Here is a 15,305-nt window from a genome sequence, read left to right on the forward strand (position 1 = left end):
CCCTGACCGGGTCCTCCGGTCAGGGCGGTTGGCATGTCCGCCCCCTCACACCTCGTCATCGGGCGGTGGGAGTTGACTCTTGTCCGGTTTGCCGCTGGGCGCGAGTGGGACGCGGTCGATGACCGTGACGGTTCGTGGCACCGCGAGATCGTGCACCCGTACGGCCACCAGCTTGCGCAACACGTCCGGATCGGGCGTTCTCCCGGCCACCGGCACCACGTAGGCGTGCACGGCCTCGCCGGTCATCTCGTCCGGACGCCCGACGACGTACGCTTCGGCGACCGCGTCGTCGGCGGCGAGCGCCCGCTCCACGGGCCCGGCGTGGACCATCTGCGCGTTGACGATGATCACGTCCCGCGCCCGTCCGAGCAGCCGCAGGTATCCGTCGGCGCCCAACTCCCCCAGGTCACGGGTACGCACCCAGCCGTCCACGAACACCTCGGCCGACTCGTCCGGGTCCTGCCAGTACGACGATGCCTGCGCGGGTGTGCGGACATAGATCTCGCCGCCGCGAACGGAGACGTCCACGGCCGGACGACCGACCGTGGCGAGCGTGGCCGCGTCGGTCAGCATCTCGGCGGGCGTCACCATGGAGATCATCGACGTTTCGGTCTGTCCGTAGCCGTGGAAGAGCACCGGGCCGAGCACGTCGAGCGCCTCCGCCAGCCGGCCCGGCGCGAGTGGCGAGCCGGAGACCATCAGCGCCCGCAGGTGCCGCAGGTCCACCGGGTTGGCGCGCTGGTCCCGGATCAGCTGGTGCAGCTTGCCGACGGTGATCACGCTCGCGGTGGCCCGGTGTTCGACGAGGGCAGCCGGGAAGACCGGCTGGGGCGCCACGACGAGGGTGCCGCCCGCCGCGAGGGCGAGGATGCCGTACTCCAGCATCACCTGACTGGCCAGCGAGCCGAAGACCAGGTAGCGCCGCATCCGGGTGGCCAGGTCGGCGATGGCCGGCGGCCATCGGTCCGGGTACGGAACCCAGGCCGCCGACATCGCCGCATAGGTCTGCACCACACCCTTCGGTGTCCCCGTGCTGCCGCTGGTCCAGATGATCCGCGCGGGCTCCTCGGCCCGTCCCGCCGCGACGAGTGGGAGCCCGTCGTCGGGATGCTCGGTGAGCGCGGCCAGTCGAGCCGAGTCGACCACGAGGGAGCCGGACAGCTGTGCCGGGCTCAGGTCGGCACGCCACCCGGACACCCGGGCCCCGACGGCGAAGGCGGCGATCGTGGCGGCGAAGGCGGGGGCGGTGACCGGCAGGTCGAGAGTGACACCCACTCCGGGCCCGGCGCCGGACGAGCGCAGCCCGGCCGCGACGCGCCGGATCAGACCCGCCATCGCCGAAGCGGTCGTGACGGTCGGCCCGTCCTCGAAGACCGGCCGGTCCCCGCCGGCGGCCAGGAGGTCGAGGACGGGCTGCGGCCAGACGTCAGCGGGCATCGGCGAGGACGCCCTTGACGAAGACCTCCAGGGGTTGCCGGTGCACGGTCGGCAGGTCCCACTGGTTTTCCAGGTTCTCCGCCAGGTGGTGCTCGGCGATGACCTGCCCGTCGCGCAGCACCCGGACGACGGGGTGGAGATAGCTGGCGTCGTGCGCGGCGGTCGCGTCGTTCTCGGCCGGGCGCGGCACGGTGATGTCGAACGGGTCGACCTGGTCGTGGTCGGGGCCGTACTCCAGGGTGACCAGGAACGCGAACACGTCCGGCTCCGCGTCCCGCAGATAGGCGACCGGCACCTCCTCGCGGTAGCGGGCGGTGTCGTCCTCGACGGTGACGACATCGCCGAGCACCGAGAACTGCTGCCACAGCGCGGAGCTCACGTTGACCCGGGCGATGATCGAATCGGCGATCGCCTCGGGCGTCGGGGGGATATGCCGGGACGGCCAGGGCTGCCCGTGGTGCCGCTCGCGGAGGATGTGGTGCAGGGCGCGGGTGGCGTAGCGGAAGCCGTGGATGAAGCCGTTCGTGGACTTCTTGAAATCACGCTGCTGGCTGAGGGTGCCGGCGAAGTAGAGACCGGGGACGTTCACCGACTCGAAGGCCGGCGTCTGCGCCGGGAACCGATCCTTGATGACCAAGTCCGGTCGGGCGGACTCGGCGAAGACGGACGCGTCGAAGCGGAATCCGGTGCAGAGGATGACCCGGTCGTACTCCAGTTCGCGCAGATTCTCGACCGTCCGGGCGTACCGGAAAAGCACCCGGAATCCGCCGCCCTCCCGCTGGCTGATCTGCTCCACCGTGCCATCGAGTACGGCGTTCTGGGACTTCAGCTGATAAGTGTCCAGGAAGTTGTTGTTCACCGCGCGCAGGTGCCCGACGTAATGGGTCTGCCAGGCCAGCCTGATCGAGTGCGGCCCGGCGACGTGAATCGTGGCGGCGGTCTCGACGAGCGCGTCCGCGGTCTCGAAGGCCGAGTTGCCCTTACCGATGATCAACACGCGCTGGTTGACGAAATCGGCGGGGTCGACACTGACGGTGTCGTAGCGCTCGGCCAGGTCCGCGCCCTCGATCGGCGGCTGGTAGAGCTGGGAGACGCCGGTGGCGACGACGACTCTGCGTGCCGTCCAACTGCGGTCGCCGGCCCGCACGGTGAACACGTCGTCGGTCTTCGACACCGAGGTCACCCGGGTGTCGTAGACGACGTTCAAACCCCGCGCGAAGTCGGCGAGATAACGCACGAGATCCTCCGCGGCGGGGAAGTAGCGCGTGCTGTAGTACTTGAAGAGCATCCCCGGATCGTCGGTCAGCAAGGAGTTCCAGTCCGACCGTAGATTGAACTCCGGATCGGTCGACCCGGTCCACACCTTGTTGATCGAGATCAGCTTGCGGTGCCGGGGATAGGTCTCGAAGAATGTGCCCGCCCGTGGGCCGCCCTCCAGCACCACGTAGTCGTGACCGTCGCGCTCGAGCAGGGCCGCGAGCTGCAGGCCGGCCGGCCCGGCTCCAATGATCAGGCAATCGTGCGTCATGCGCCGCAATTTACTGAGGCAATTTCAGAGCGCTCTGAGAAATTGCCTCTAGCATCCGCTCCCATGACGATTAAGGTGGATTTGGCAGCGCCGCTGCGCCTCGCCGACCTGCGCGTCGCGGCAGGCCCGGTCGCGGTCGTGCTCGGCGACGAGGTGCGGGCCCGCGTGACGACCGGCCGCACGTTCCTCGGCAAGGCACTCGGCGACGACCGGGCAATCTACGGTGCCACCACCGGCTTCGGGGCGCTGGTCGGCTACGCGGGCCGAGCCGACCAGCGCGACCAGGCCGACAACACCCTCGCCCACCTCGGGGCGGGCCAGGGCCCGGACCTCGCCCCGGATGTCGTACGCGCGACGCTGCTGGTGCGCGCCTGGTCCCTGGCCCAGGGCGCGTCGGGGGTCTCGCCGCACGTGATCGACGCGCTCGCGGCCATGCTCGGCACGACGTTCACGCCGGCGATGCCCCGATTCGGCTCGGTGGGAGCCAGTGGTGACCTGATCCCGCTCGGTGCCGCCGCCCAGGCGCTGCGCGGTCGCGGGCACGCCTACCTGGACGGCGTCCGGATGCCCGCCGCGGAAGCCCTGACGAAGGCCGGCCTGGAGCCGCTGCCGCTCGACGGCCGGGACGCACTCGCGCTTGTCAACGGCACGTCGCTCACCACGGCGGCGCTGGCCCTCGCCCTGGGCCGGGTCCGCACCTCGCACCGCGTGGTGCAGACGCTCACCTGCCTGCTCGCCGACCTGCTCGGCTGCGATCCACAGTTCCTCGATCCGGCCCTCCTCGCCGCCTACGGTCACCCGGGCGCCATCGAGGTCGGCGCCGCGATGCGGGCGGCCTCCGCCGGCCTGCGAGAGTCCGGCACCAGACCGTTGCAGGAGCCCTACAGCATCCGCTGCGCGCCGCAGTTGCTCGGAGCGGCCGAGGACGCCCTGCGTTATGTCGACGGCGTCGTGGCGGCGGACCTCGGCGGGGTGAGCGACAACCCGCTGTTCTTCCCGGCCGACGACAAGGTCGTGCACGGCGGCAACTTCTTCGGCCAACCCGCCGCGTTCGCCGCCGACGTCCTGACCATGGTGATCGCCCAGGTCGGCAACCTCGCCGAACGCCAACTCGACCTGCTCGTGGATCCCGGGCGCAACGGCGGACTGCCGCCGATGCTCGCGGCCGGACCCGGTCAGCAGCACGGGTTGCAGGGTGTCCAGCTCGCGTCGACCGCGCTCATCGCCGAGATCAGGCGCGACTCCGTGCCGGCAAGCCTGCAGAGCCTCCCCACCAACCTGCACAACCAGGACGTGATCCCGCTCGGCACGCAGGCCGCGCTCCGCGCCCTGGACCAGGCGGAACTGCTGCGCCTGATCACCGGTTCGCTCGGGCTCGGGCTGCGCCAGGCGGTGCACGTCGGGGCGCGCCGGCCCACGGCGGCGGGCTGTGACCGCACCCTGCGGGCCCTGGAGGAGATCGCACCGATCGACCCGGACCGGCCGCTCGACACCGACGTGCGAAGAGCGGCCGACATTCTGGAAGAGCTTGAAATCTCTCTGATTTCCCACTCGTACGGTGAGCGCCGTGACGCTTGATTACCTGATCATCGGGGCCGGTCCGGCCGGTCTTCAACTCGCCGCCCTGCTCGAGGCCGAGGGCAAGCGTGACTATCTGGTGGTGGAGGGCGCCGACGGGCCGGGGGCGTTCTTCGCCACCTATCCGCGGCACCGCCAACTCATCTCGATCAACAAACCGCACACGGGCACGGACGATCCCGAGCTGAATCTGCGACTCGACTGGAACTCCCTGCTCACCGACGACCCGGCGCTGCTGTTCACGCAGTACACCGAGCGGTACTTCCCCGATGCCGACGTGATGGTGCGGTACCTCGCGGACTTCGCGGCGAAGACCGGCGTCAAGGTCAGTTACGGCACCCGGGTGACCCGGGTGTCCAAGCACGACGACGTGTTCACGGTCGAGGCAGGTGACCGGCGCTGGGAGGCCCGCGCGGTGATCGTCGCCACCGGCGTGTCGAAGACCTACCAGCCGGACATTCCAGGATTCGACCTGGCCGAGGGGTACGACGTGATGAGCGTCGAGCCACGGGACTACCTCGACCAGAGGGTGCTGATCATCGGCAAGGGAAACTCCGCCTTCGAGACCGCCGAGAACCTCATGGAGACCACGACGCTGATCCACCTCGCGGGGCCCAGCTCGGTCCGGATGGCGTGGCGCACCCACTACGTCGGGCACCTGCGCGCGGTGAACAACAACTTCCTGGACACCTATCAGCTCAAGTCGGCAAACGCGATCCTCGACGGCACGGTCCAGAGCATCGAACGCGACGGCACGGGTTACAAGGTCGTGTTCAGCTTCTCGCGGGCGAACGAGGTCGTAAAGGAACTGCGGTACGACCGGGTGCTGGCGTGTACCGGATTCCGTTTCGACGACTCGATCTTCGACTCCTCGGCCCGGCCGCAGCTCACCATCTCCGACCGTTTCCCGGCGCAGACCGAGGCCTGGGAGTCGGTGAACGTTCCGGGGCTGTTCTTCGCCGGAACGATCTCCCAGGCACGCGACTTCAAGAAGTCCACGAGCGGTTTCGTGCACGGCTTCCGCTACGCCGTACGCGCACTGCACCGGATCCTCTCCCGCCGGTACGACGCCACGGCCTGGCCGTCCGACACGCTCGCCGCCGAGCCGGCGGCCATGACCGCGGCCGTGATCGAGCGGATCAACCGCACCTCGGCCCTGTGGCAGCAGTTCGGGTTCCTCGCCGACGTGCTCACCATCGCCGGACCCGAGGCCCGCTACCACGAGGAGGTGCCGGTGGACTACTTCCAGTCGACCGGCCTGCGCACCGCCGAGCACGACCACGACCAGGCGTTCGTGATCACGCTGGAGTACGGCCCCGACCACGACCAGGTCGACCCGTTCGACATCACCGTGGCCCGGGTGGCCCAGGACGTCGTGGGGCAGGCGCACGACGCGGCGTACCTGCACCCGGTCGTGCGTTACCACCGCGAGGGTCAACTGGTCAGCACGCACCACCTCGCCGAGAACCTGGAGAACCAGTGGGACCGGCCCGACGTCCACGTCCGGCCGCTGCGCGAGTTCATGAGTCGCTGCCTCGCCGGCGCCGAGGGCTGACATGGACCCGGTTCACCAGGACTTCTTCGAGGGCGGGGCCGGGCGGGAACGCACCCTGGCCGCCAACGAGCGGGCCTTCGAGCGACGGTGGATCGTGCCCCGGGTGCTGCGGGCGACCGGCGAGCGGGACCTGCGGGTCACCGTGGCCGGCACGTCGCTGGCCGCGCCGGTCCTGGTCGCTCCGACGGCCTTTCATCGGCTCGCGCACCCGGACGGCGAGGCGGCCACCGCGCGGGGGGCCGCGGCGGCCGGCACGGCGATGGTGGTCAGCATGGCCGCCACCCAGCCGGTCGAGGAGATCGCGGCGGTGGGCGGAGCGCTGTGGTTCCAGCTGTACCCGCAACCCGACCTCGACTTCACCGAGTACGTGGTCAAGCGCGCCGAGTCGGCCGGCTGCCGGGCGCTCGTGGTGACCGTGGACTCCCCGGTGTTCGGACGGCGCGAGCGTGACAGGCGCAACGGCTTCACGGACCTGCCGCCCGGCTACGCCTGCGCGAACATGCGCGACGCGACCGGCCGGGTGCGCCCGATCGCGATGGACGCGACGGCGGGCTGGGATCGGATCGCGTGGCTGCGCGGCGTCACGGGACTACCGATCCTGCTCAAGGGCGTCCTGCATCCCGCCGATGCCCGCCTCGCGGTCGAGCACGGCGCCGCCGGTGTGATCGTGTCCAACCACGGTGGACGACAGCTCGACGGGACGATTCCCACGCTCGACGCGCTGCCCGCGGTCGTGGCAGCCGTGGGTGGCCAGATCCCGGTGCTGCTCGACGGGGGTGTGCGCTGCGGCACCGACGTGGTGATCGCGCTGGCGCTCGGGGCCGGGGCGGTGCTGGTGGGGCGTCCGGTGGTGCGGGCGCTCGCGGCGGGCGGGGCGGTGGGCGTACGGGAGGTTCTCGATCGACTCACCACCGAGCTGGATCAGGCCCTCGCCCTGGCCGGAGCGCGGCGGCCGGCCGACCTGACGCCCGACCAGGTGGCGATCCGGTGAAGGCGGTGGTCGACCTCCGAGAGTGGATCTTCGAGCGGGTCAACGGGACGGAGGGCGTTCCCGTCCCCGGGCCGCTGGTGGGGCCGGAGGACTTCGAGCGGGTGTACGGCGATCCGGCCGCCGACGGGCGCAGCCGCGGGGCCGGCCTGTCCGACCTCTTCTGGTACTGGCTCGCGCCCGGTCCGCAGATGCACCAGGAACACCTTGAGCCCGGCGAGCGGTACCGGACGGTCGCCCGGACGACCCGACAGGTGCTCGCCAGCGGGCACGCGCGCTCCGACGAGCGGGCGACGGCCGCGACCCGGCGGATCCTCGACGCGCTCCCGGCCGACCGGATCAGCCACGTGCGACTACGTGACCTGATGATGCCGGTCTGGGCCGAGGTCTCGTACGAGCTGGTGTTCGGCGCGTCCTGCCCGCGCGACGTCCGCGATCTCATCGTGGCGAACGCGGACGACGTGGTGACCGCCCTGAAGGGGATGGGTCTGCGGCACATGTCCCGGCGGGTTCGTCTGACTCGCTACCTGCTGGACCGGATCGTCGCGGGAACGTGCCCGGTGGTGCTGCCGCCGCCCTTCACCGCCCTGGAGACCGCCTGGTACCTGCAGGGCGCGTTCTTCAACACGGCAGTGGTGCAGATGTCGGAGGCCATGGCGCACATCCTGCTGTGCTGCAAGTCCGGCACGGACACCTCGGACGAATCGCTCGACCGGATCATCGACGAAACGCTCCGGGTCTACCCGCTCTTCGGCATCGCGCACCGGATCACCTCCGGACCCATCACCGTGGGCGAGCACGTCCTCCCCACCGGGTCCGTCCTGCTCTTCAACTATCGGGCCTACCAGCGCACCGGTCCGGCCGCGGACGACGAGTTCGACCCGGAGCGCTGGCTGTCGTTGCGCCGGCAGGACGCCCACTTCATTCCGTACGGCGTGACTGCCAACCGGGCCTGTCCGGCGCGCGGCTCGGCCCCCGTCCAGCTACGCGCGGCGACCCGGGAGGTGCTGCGGCGCTTCTCGATCAGCTCGTCGGTAGCGCACACCCGCTCGCTGCCGAGTCGGGGGCCCGCGTACCTGACGCCCCGGGGTCTTCCCGGTCCCGGCCGCAACCGGCTCGCCCTCATGCGGCAGCGCGACCGGATCTTCGACGTGGGGCGCTCGGTCAAGCAGTTGGTCTGCGGTACCTGGATGGTCGTCGACAGCCGACGACAGAAGTTGTGCACCCGATTCTTCGAGGAGGCCAGCGCATGACCCCCACCGAACTCGCCCCGCGGTTCTTCATCGCGGTAGCGGTCATTCTGCTCTTCTGCAAGCTGGTCTCCTGGCTCCTGGGCAAGGTGGGCCAGCCTCCCGTCGTGAGCGAGATGCTCGCCGGGGTGCTGCTCGGCCCGTCGCTGCTCGGCCTGTTCTGGCCGGGCGCGCAGGCCGCGCTCTTCCCCACGCCGCTGCTGCCGATCCTGTACGTGGTCGGCCAGGTCGGCCTGGTGCTGTTCATGTTCCAGGCCGGGTACGCCTTCACCTCCCACCGGGTGACCGGGCTCGCGGGCACCGCGGGAGCGGTGTCCCTCGCGGGTGTCACCGCTCCGCTGGTGCTGGGGGTCCTGTTGGTCGTGGGCATGGCGGGCTTCGTCCCGATCCGCGCGGACGGCGTGTCGCTCGGTGTGTCCGCGGCGTTCGTCGGCGTGGCGCTGGCGATCACGGCCTTCCCCATGCTCGCCCGGATCATCACCGAGCGCGGCCAGACCGGCACCCGCCACGGGTTGCTCGCCCTGGCCAGCGGCGCGATCGACGACATGGTCGCGTGGATCATGCTGGCCGCGGTGCTGGCGTTCGCCTCGGGTGCCGCCGGCCCGGCCCTGGTCACCGCCGGTGGCGCGGTGCTGTTCGGAGTGGTGCTGTGGCTGGGTGGGCGGCGGGTGACCGGCTTCGTCATGGGGCTCCCGAGTGACCGCGCCCGGTTGCTCGGCACGGTGGCGCTGCTCTTCCTGGTCGCCTGGTACACCGACGAGATCGGGCTCTACGCCGTCTTCGGCGCCTTCGCGGTCGGCGTGGTGATGCCGCGCTCGGAGCAGACCGACAAGGTGGTCGACACGTTGACGCCGATCGCCGCGACGGTGTTCCTGCCGCTGTTCTTCACCTTCTCCGGGCTGCGCACCGAGTTCGCACTGCTGGGCAACCTCGCCGTACTGGGCTTCGCCGTGGCGTGCGTGAGCGTGGCTATCGTCGGCAAGTTCGGCGCCTGCTGGGCCGCGGCCCGGATGCGCGGCGAGCCGAACGGCGTCGCGCTGCGCGTCGGCGCCCTCATGAACGCCCGGGGCCTGATGCAGCTGATCGCCCTGAACGTGGGACTGGAGGCGGGCATCGTGAACCCGTCGCTGTTCACGGTGCTGGTGGTGGTCGCGCTCGTCACGACTCTCATGACGACGCCGCTGCTCACCTGGATCGAACGGCGCGAGGCACGCGTGCCCGCTCCTACACCGTCGCTCGTGCCCGCCGGAACCCCCTAACTTGTTTGTTTGAGGAGACAAGTTTCACAGACAATGACACTTATCAATCTGTCACCATCGCTGTATGACTCGACTCCTGCTCGTCGAGGACGACTCGGAACTACGCGGCATGGTGGCGGAGACACTGACCGGCGAGGGATACGTCGTCGACCAGGCCCCCGACGGCCAGCGCGGCCTGCACCTGGGGCTCACCCGGCCGTACGACGTCATGGTGATCGACCGACGCCTACCCGCCCTCGACGGGCTGGACCTGGTCGTCCGGCTGCGCGCTCGGGCGGTGGTCGCCCGGGCACTGCTGCTGACCGCGCTCGGCACCGTCGAGGACCGGGTCGCCGGCCTCGACGCGGGCGCCGATGACTACCTGACGAAGCCCTTCGACCTGGACGAGTTGAGCGCCCGCATCCGGGCCCTCTGTCGCCGGACCACCGAGTCCACCGAGGTGCTGCGGCTCGGGTCGGGCCAGCTCGACCTCTCCGTGCGCGACGCCGTCCTGCCCGACGGCACCCGGATCGCCCTGTCCGCACGCGAGTTCGAGCTGCTGCGGGTCCTCGCGGCCCGGCCGTACACCGTCCACTCCCGCTCCGAGCTGCGCAGCCGGGTCTTCGACGAGGCGGGCGCGGCGTCCCTGGTCGACACGTACGTCTACTACCTACGCCGCAAGCTCGGCCGCTCGGTGATCCGGACCGTGCACGGCCTCGGCTACCGGCTGGGCACCCTGTGAGCTTCGAGGACACCATGCTGCGCCGGACCAGGGCGCGGGTCAGTCTGCTCGTCGGACTCACCATGACGGCGCTGCTCGCCCTGGGCGCCGCCATCTCCTACGCGGCACTGCTGCGCTACCAGCACGAACAGATCGAACGAGAGCTCAACTACGGCGCGGTCCACGGCACCATCGCCGGGCCACCGGGCTGCAGCTGGATCATCCTGTACGACGGCAACCGCACCGACTCGGGCCGGAACCCGCCCCCGCCGGGCTTCCCGCTGCAGTCCGCCATCGACGCGGTGGCCCTCGACCACCAGGTCCGCAGCGACAAGGTCGACCGCAACGGCACGACCTACTACGTCCGCACCCAGCCTCGTGGCACGGGCATCGTGCAAGCGGTGTTCGACGCGCGCTTTCAGCTCTCCGACCGGCGTCACCTGCTCGCCGCGTTCCTCCTCGCGGCGGTGGTCGGCCTCGCCGCGGCGGTTTTCACGGGCATCGTCGTGGGTCGCCGAGCCGTGGCACCGCTCGCCGAGGCGCTCGGCCGGCAGCGCCGCTTCGTCGCCGACGCCAGCCACGAGTTGCGCACCCCCATCGCACAGGTCCACACCCGCGCCCAGATCCTGGCCCGGCGCGCCGGCGCCAACCGCCCCGACTACGACCGCCTGATCGAGACCACCCACCGCCTCGGCGAGATCGTCGACGAGCTCCTGCTCTCCGCCCGCCTCGCCGCCACCCCGGCCGACCGGCACCCCTCCGAGCCCGTCAACCTGGCCCTCCTCGCCGCCCAGGCCGTCGACTGCGAGGCCGACCGCGCCGCGGAGCAGGGCGTCCAGCTGCACCTGTCGGTCCCGGAAACTCCGGTCCTCGTCCCCGGCATCGCCTCGGCCCTGCGCCGCATGGTCGGCGAACTGCTCGCCAACGCCCTCACCCACACCCCGACCGGCGGCCGCATCGACGTCGCCCTACGCACCTCCCGACGCGGCGCGGACCTGGTGGTCACGGACAGCGGAGCCGGCTTCGACCCCGCCGACGCCGAACACCTCTTCGACCGCTTCCACCGCGGGGCCGGGGCCCAGGACCGGCGCTTCGGTCTGGGCCTGGCCCTCCTGCGCGAGGTGGTGACCAGCCACGGCGGGACGATCTCCACCGACAGCCGGCCCGGCGCCGGAGCGACCTTCACCGTCCGGCTACCGACGATTCCGCCACGGGCCGTTACGGGCTGACTCCCCGCACGGCCGACCCCGTCCGGGGTCGAATGGGGTTCAAATGATCAAGGGCTCACTCGCCACGATCAGCGAGCAAGCCCTTGACCTGCTACAACAAGGTGGAGCCGAGGGGACTCGAACCCCTGACCCCCACACTGCCAGTGTGGTGCGCTACCAGCTGCGCCACGGCCCCTTGCTGTCGTCCCGGTCGCCCGGGCACTGGGAAACTATACACAGACCGGCTCGCATGGTCATCTCGCGGGGTCCCCGCCCGCGCCGGGTCAGTTGAGCGCGACGTCCGGCGGGAAGTGGGCGACCGCGGCCATCATCCCACCCTGGCGGCGCAGCACCATCGGCCACAGATCGTCGGGCCGGTCGACGAAGGCGTCACCGGGCAGCCCGTCCAGCACGAACCAGGAGCCGTCGGCGATCTCCTGCTCCAACTGGCCGCTGCCCCAGCCGGAGTAGCCGGCGAAGACCCGGATGCCACCGATGCTCTCCCGCAGCCGCTCCGGGTCGACCGAGAGGTCGATCGTGCCGACCGCGCCGGAGACCTGGTGGAAGCCCTTGAGCCGGCGCATCGGGTGCCGCATGCGGGCCAGGCAGATGGCCGAGTCGGGCTGCACCGGGCCGCCCTCGAAGAGCACCGCCGGGTGGCGGGCCAGGTCGCTCCAGTCGCCGAGCACCTCGGACACCGGCACCTCGGTGGCCCGGTTGAGCACCACGCCGAGCGCGCCGCCGGGCTCGTGGGCGACCAGCAGCACCACCGTACGGTCGAAGTTCGGATCCTTGAGCGCCGGAGTGGCGACCAGTAGCCGCCCGGTCATCGACTCCATCGCTCGTCCGCCGATCGCCTGACCCTCTCCCTGCATCCCACACACCCGTCAACCGTGAGCCCGCGCCGGGGATCGGTCATCTACCGGATCCGCCCGGTGCTTCGGGATCAGCCGCGCTGTCAACGCCATGCCTGGCACCATAGCCTGCGTCCCGGGTGCTGGCTAAGGGCTGACCGGCAGGTGATCAGACAGTTAAGACCGCAGTTAGTCCGTTCCGGTGCCCTGACCAGGTACGGGCCCGGTCCGCCGGATCGGCCCGCCGGAAACACCCGAAAGGTCCGTCACATCCCGATAGATTCGGCTGATCGGGAGGGACGACTGCTGTCGTCCCTCCCGCAACACGGAGGCGGTGGCGATGGCAACGGTCCGGGACGCGACGTACGACGTGCTCCGCACCCTCGGCATGACCACCGTCTTCGGTAACCCCGGCTCGACGGAGGAGCCGTTCCTGGAGAACTTCCCCGCCGACTTCCGCTACGTCCACGCGCTCCAGGAGGCGACGGCGGTCGCGATGGCCGACGGCTACGCGCAGGCCAGCGGCACAGCCGCCCACGTCAACCTGCACACCGCCCCGGGCACCGGCAACGGCATGGGCAACCTGGTCACCGCCTGGCACAACAAGACGCCGCTGATCGTCACGGCCGGCCAGCAGACCCGGGAGATGCTGCTGCTCGAACCCCGGCTGGCCAGCCGCCGGCCCACCGAGCTTCCCCAGCCGTACGTCAAGTGGGCCTACGAGCCGGCCCGCGCGCAGGACATCCCCGCGGCGGTGCTGCGGGCGTACGCGACGGCGGTGCAGCCACCGGCTGGGCCGGTCTTCCTCTCCCTGCCGATGGACGACTGGGCCCAGCCGGCCGACCCGCTGCCCGCACCGCGAACGGTGGCCACCCGGTTCGCGCCGGACCCGCAACGGCTGGCCGAGTTCGCCCGGATCCTGGCCGGCAGCGACAACCCGGTGCTGGTGTACGGGCCGGGGGTGGACCGCTCCGGGAGCTGGCCGACCGCTGTCGCGCTCGCCGAGCGGCTGGCCGCACCGGTCTGGTCGGCCCCGGCACCCGAACGCGCCGTCTTCCCGGAGGACCACCCGCACTTCCGCGGGGTGCTGCCGTACGCGATCGGCCCCCTCGCCGAGGCGCTGCGCGGGCACGACACGGTGCTTGTCGTCGGCGCACCGGTGTTCCGCTACTACCCGTACGTGCCGGGCGGGCACCTGCCGGAGGGCGCCCGGCTGCTGCACGTCACGGACGACCCCGACGAGGCCGCGCGGGCACCCGTCGGGGACAGCCTGCTCGGCGACCCGGGGCTGACCCTGGCCGCGCTGCTGGACCGGGTGCCGCCGGCCGACCGGCCACCCCCCGCACCCCGCGCCGCACCGACCCCGCCGGAGATCACCGCCCCGTTGAGCGCCGACGCGCTGTTCGCCGGGCTGGCCGCGCACTGGCCGGCGGACGGCGTGCTGGTGCAGGAGTCACCGTCCAATCTGTCCGCACTACGCCGGCAGCTGCGGATCACCCGCCCGGCGTCGTACTTCACGATGGCCAGCGGCGGCCTCGGCTACGGCCTGCCGGCCGCGATCGGGGTGGCGCTCGCCGAGCGGGACAGCGGGCGCGGCCGTCCGGTGGTGGCGGTCGTCGGTGACGGTTCGTTCCACTACTCGGTGCAGGCGTTGTGGACCGCCGCGCGCCTCGCACTGCCGGTGGTGGTCGTCGTCCCGGTGAATCAGCAGTACGCGATCCTCAAGGCGTTCGCCGAGCTGAAGGACACCCCCGGGGTGCCCGGCCTGGACCTGCCGGGGTTGGACATCGTCGCCATCGCGGCCGGCTACGGCTGCGCCACCGAGGTCGTCGAGACCCCGGACCAGCTCGGTGCGGCGCTCGCCACCGGGCTGCGTGCCGACCGGCCAACCGTCTTGCCGGTGCCGATCAGCACGGACGTGCCCAGCCTCCTCTGAACCGGCTCGTCGGCTCCGGTGCCGACCGGTCAGCGTGGGGCGATCGACAGGGGGGCGCCGGTGGCGACGTCCAGGACCGGCCGGGCGCCCAGTGGCGCGTCCAGGGTGACGGCGACCGGTGCCAGCTTGAGCACAGCGATGCATTCTCCGGTGGCCCGGGTGACGCGGCCGCCGACCACCACGACGTCCGGCCGTTCCCACACCAGCGGCGTGATGCCGGTGTCGCAGGCGCCGACGCCGAGCTGCACGGTCATCCGGACATCGTCGACCGCCAGGAGGTTCTGGGCGCCCACCAGACCGTCGGCCAGCGGGCGGACCGGCGCGGAGGGTTGGGTCACGGGCGTGACCGCGCTCGGCGCGACGGCGAGCCGGGCCACCGGGGTGGCCAGTTCCTTGATGGTGAACAGCCAGGCCGGGACCTGCGCCGTGCCCCGGCTCGTACGGACCGGCACGGCACCGAACGTGACCCCGGTGACGGTGAGCGACAGACAGGCCGTCTGCGTCGCGCTGGTGGCCCATCCGTCCGGCCCTGGTTCGACGCTGGGGCCGCCCGGGCTCGGCAGGCCGGGCCGCTTCGGTCGCCCCGGGCAGGGCAGCGGATCACCCTGGTCCAACTGACGGTACGCCTCGGCGGCGCTGACCAGCGGCAGCGTCAGCCGGCCGTCCGGGAATCGGATCTCGCCGCCGACCCGGGTGGGTGGCATCGGTACCTGCGCCCGGTACCACCCGGCCCGGTAGGCGGCCTCGGTGTCCGGGGTGAAGCGCGGGTCGCCGGTGACCACCGTGGGCCCCTCCAGCGGGACGTACCCCGTACTCCAGTCGGGGCCCGGTCGCCACGCCTCGGCCACCTCGGCGGCCCGGTTGTCGAACGCCTCGCCGCGGGGTGACGGGCTGTGGGGCCCGCCGGCCGGATCCGCCACGGGCGTGGCGCAGCCCGCCGTGAGCAGCAACGGGAGGACGAGAAGCAGGGCCGGTCGACGCATGTACGGTTCGACGCCGCCGCCGATCCGCC

At 71.5% G+C, this 15,305-nt stretch carries 12 protein-coding genes and 1 tRNA gene; 8 read left to right on the top strand and 5 right to left on the bottom strand.

Annotation, left to right across the window (positions count from 1 at the left end; all coding sequences use genetic code 11):
• Positions 1-45: 45 nt before the first annotated feature.
• Both AB0B14_RS17305 and AB0B14_RS17310 read right to left on the bottom strand, forming a co-directional pair.
• Entirely contained in the window at positions 46-1,437 is a 1,392-nt protein-coding gene (locus tag AB0B14_RS17305; protein ID WP_357522971.1) for a fatty acid--CoA ligase family protein, read from the bottom strand.
• Positions 1,427-2,965: an NAD(P)-binding domain-containing protein gene (locus tag AB0B14_RS17310; protein ID WP_357522972.1), complete on the bottom strand. Its 1,539-nt coding sequence runs from the start codon at positions 2,963-2,965 to the stop codon at positions 1,427-1,429. Before AB0B14_RS17310 ends, AB0B14_RS17305 begins: the two co-directional genes overlap by 11 nt.
• Positions 2,966-3,028: 63 nt before the next feature.
• Here AB0B14_RS17310 and AB0B14_RS17315 point away from each other — a divergent pair, with 63 nt between their 5' ends.
• The 7 genes from AB0B14_RS17315 (at position 3,029) to AB0B14_RS17345 (ending at position 11,524) form a co-directional block, all read left to right on the top strand.
• The gene (locus AB0B14_RS17315; protein WP_357522973.1) at positions 3,029-4,543 is read left to right on the top strand and encodes an aromatic amino acid ammonia-lyase; all 1,515 of its coding nucleotides are present in this window, start codon (positions 3,029-3,031) and stop codon (positions 4,541-4,543) included.
• Positions 4,533-6,098, top strand: coding sequence for an NAD(P)-binding domain-containing protein (locus AB0B14_RS17320; RefSeq protein WP_357522974.1), 1,566 nt, complete (start codon positions 4,533-4,535; stop codon positions 6,096-6,098). The genes AB0B14_RS17315 and AB0B14_RS17320 overlap by 11 nt, the downstream gene beginning before the upstream one ends.
• Before the next feature lies 1 nt (position 6,099).
• Positions 6,100-7,089: an alpha-hydroxy acid oxidase gene (locus tag AB0B14_RS17325; protein WP_357522975.1), complete on the top strand. Its 990-nt coding sequence runs from the start codon at positions 6,100-6,102 to the stop codon at positions 7,087-7,089.
• Positions 7,086-8,339 (top strand): cytochrome P450, encoded by a 1,254-nt coding sequence (locus AB0B14_RS17330; RefSeq protein ID WP_357522976.1) that lies wholly within the window; start codon positions 7,086-7,088, stop codon positions 8,337-8,339. The genes AB0B14_RS17325 and AB0B14_RS17330 overlap by 4 nt, the downstream gene beginning before the upstream one ends.
• Positions 8,336-9,595 (top strand): cation:proton antiporter, encoded by a 1,260-nt coding sequence (locus AB0B14_RS17335; protein WP_357071819.1) that lies wholly within the window; start codon positions 8,336-8,338, stop codon positions 9,593-9,595. Before AB0B14_RS17330 ends, AB0B14_RS17335 begins: the two co-directional genes overlap by 4 nt.
• 64 nt (positions 9,596-9,659) lie before the next feature.
• On the top strand, positions 9,660-10,316 hold the full coding sequence (locus tag AB0B14_RS17340) for a response regulator transcription factor (protein WP_357071816.1): 657 nt from the start codon (positions 9,660-9,662) through the stop codon (positions 10,314-10,316).
• A complete protein-coding gene (locus tag AB0B14_RS17345) occupies positions 10,313-11,524 on the top strand; it encodes a HAMP domain-containing sensor histidine kinase (protein WP_357522977.1) in 1,212 nt (403 codons plus the stop codon). Before AB0B14_RS17340 ends, AB0B14_RS17345 begins: the two co-directional genes overlap by 4 nt.
• A gap of 102 nt (positions 11,525-11,626) precedes the next feature.
• Here AB0B14_RS17345 and AB0B14_RS17350 read toward each other — a convergent pair.
• Together AB0B14_RS17350 and AB0B14_RS17355 are read right to left on the bottom strand one after the other, a co-directional pair.
• A tRNA-Ala gene (locus tag AB0B14_RS17350) sits at positions 11,627-11,699 on the bottom strand.
• Between the two features lie 88 nt (positions 11,700-11,787).
• Positions 11,788-12,378, bottom strand: a complete 591-nt coding sequence (locus AB0B14_RS17355) for a YqgE/AlgH family protein (RefSeq protein WP_357071810.1) — start codon at positions 12,376-12,378, stop codon at positions 11,788-11,790.
• A gap of 319 nt (positions 12,379-12,697) precedes the next feature.
• Between AB0B14_RS17355 and mdlC the strand changes: the two genes are divergently transcribed.
• The gene (mdlC, locus tag AB0B14_RS17360) at positions 12,698-14,293 is read left to right on the top strand and encodes a benzoylformate decarboxylase (protein ID WP_357522978.1); all 1,596 of its coding nucleotides are present in this window, start codon (positions 12,698-12,700) and stop codon (positions 14,291-14,293) included.
• A 29-nt stretch (positions 14,294-14,322) separates the two neighbouring features.
• Here the strand turns inward: mdlC and AB0B14_RS17365 are convergent, their stop codons facing one another.
• Positions 14,323-15,276: a hypothetical protein gene (locus tag AB0B14_RS17365; RefSeq protein WP_357522979.1), complete on the bottom strand. Its 954-nt coding sequence runs from the start codon at positions 15,274-15,276 to the stop codon at positions 14,323-14,325.
• Between the last annotated feature and the right edge of the window lie 29 nt (positions 15,277-15,305).

Origin of the sequence: Micromonospora sp. NPDC049171, assembly GCF_040648275.1 — a bacterium.
Lineage (GTDB): Bacteria > Actinomycetota > Actinomycetes > Mycobacteriales > Micromonosporaceae > Micromonospora.

What these genes read in the sequence shown, in the direction of transcription:
- AB0B14_RS17340 (WP_357071816.1), top strand. Translation starts at nt 9,660, where the DNA reads ATGACTCGACTCCTGCTCGTCGAGGACGACTCGGAACTACGCGGCATG.
- AB0B14_RS17365 (WP_357522979.1), bottom strand. Translation starts at nt 15,276, where the DNA reads ATGCGTCGACCGGCCCTGCTTCTCGTCCTCCCGTTGCTGCTCACGGCG.
- AB0B14_RS17335 (WP_357071819.1), top strand. Translation starts at nt 8,336, where the DNA reads ATGACCCCCACCGAACTCGCCCCGCGGTTCTTCATCGCGGTAGCGGTC.
- AB0B14_RS17310 (WP_357522972.1), bottom strand. Translation starts at nt 2,965, where the DNA reads ATGACGCACGATTGCCTGATCATTGGAGCCGGGCCGGCCGGCCTGCAG.
- AB0B14_RS17355 (WP_357071810.1), bottom strand. Translation starts at nt 12,378, where the DNA reads ATGCAGGGAGAGGGTCAGGCGATCGGCGGACGAGCGATGGAGTCGATG.
- mdlC (WP_357522978.1), top strand. Translation starts at nt 12,698, where the DNA reads ATGGCAACGGTCCGGGACGCGACGTACGACGTGCTCCGCACCCTCGGC.
- AB0B14_RS17315 (WP_357522973.1), top strand. Translation starts at nt 3,029, where the DNA reads ATGACGATTAAGGTGGATTTGGCAGCGCCGCTGCGCCTCGCCGACCTG.
- AB0B14_RS17325 (WP_357522975.1), top strand. Translation starts at nt 6,100, where the DNA reads ATGGACCCGGTTCACCAGGACTTCTTCGAGGGCGGGGCCGGGCGGGAA.
- AB0B14_RS17305 (WP_357522971.1), bottom strand. Translation starts at nt 1,437, where the DNA reads ATGCCCGCTGACGTCTGGCCGCAGCCCGTCCTCGACCTCCTGGCCGCC.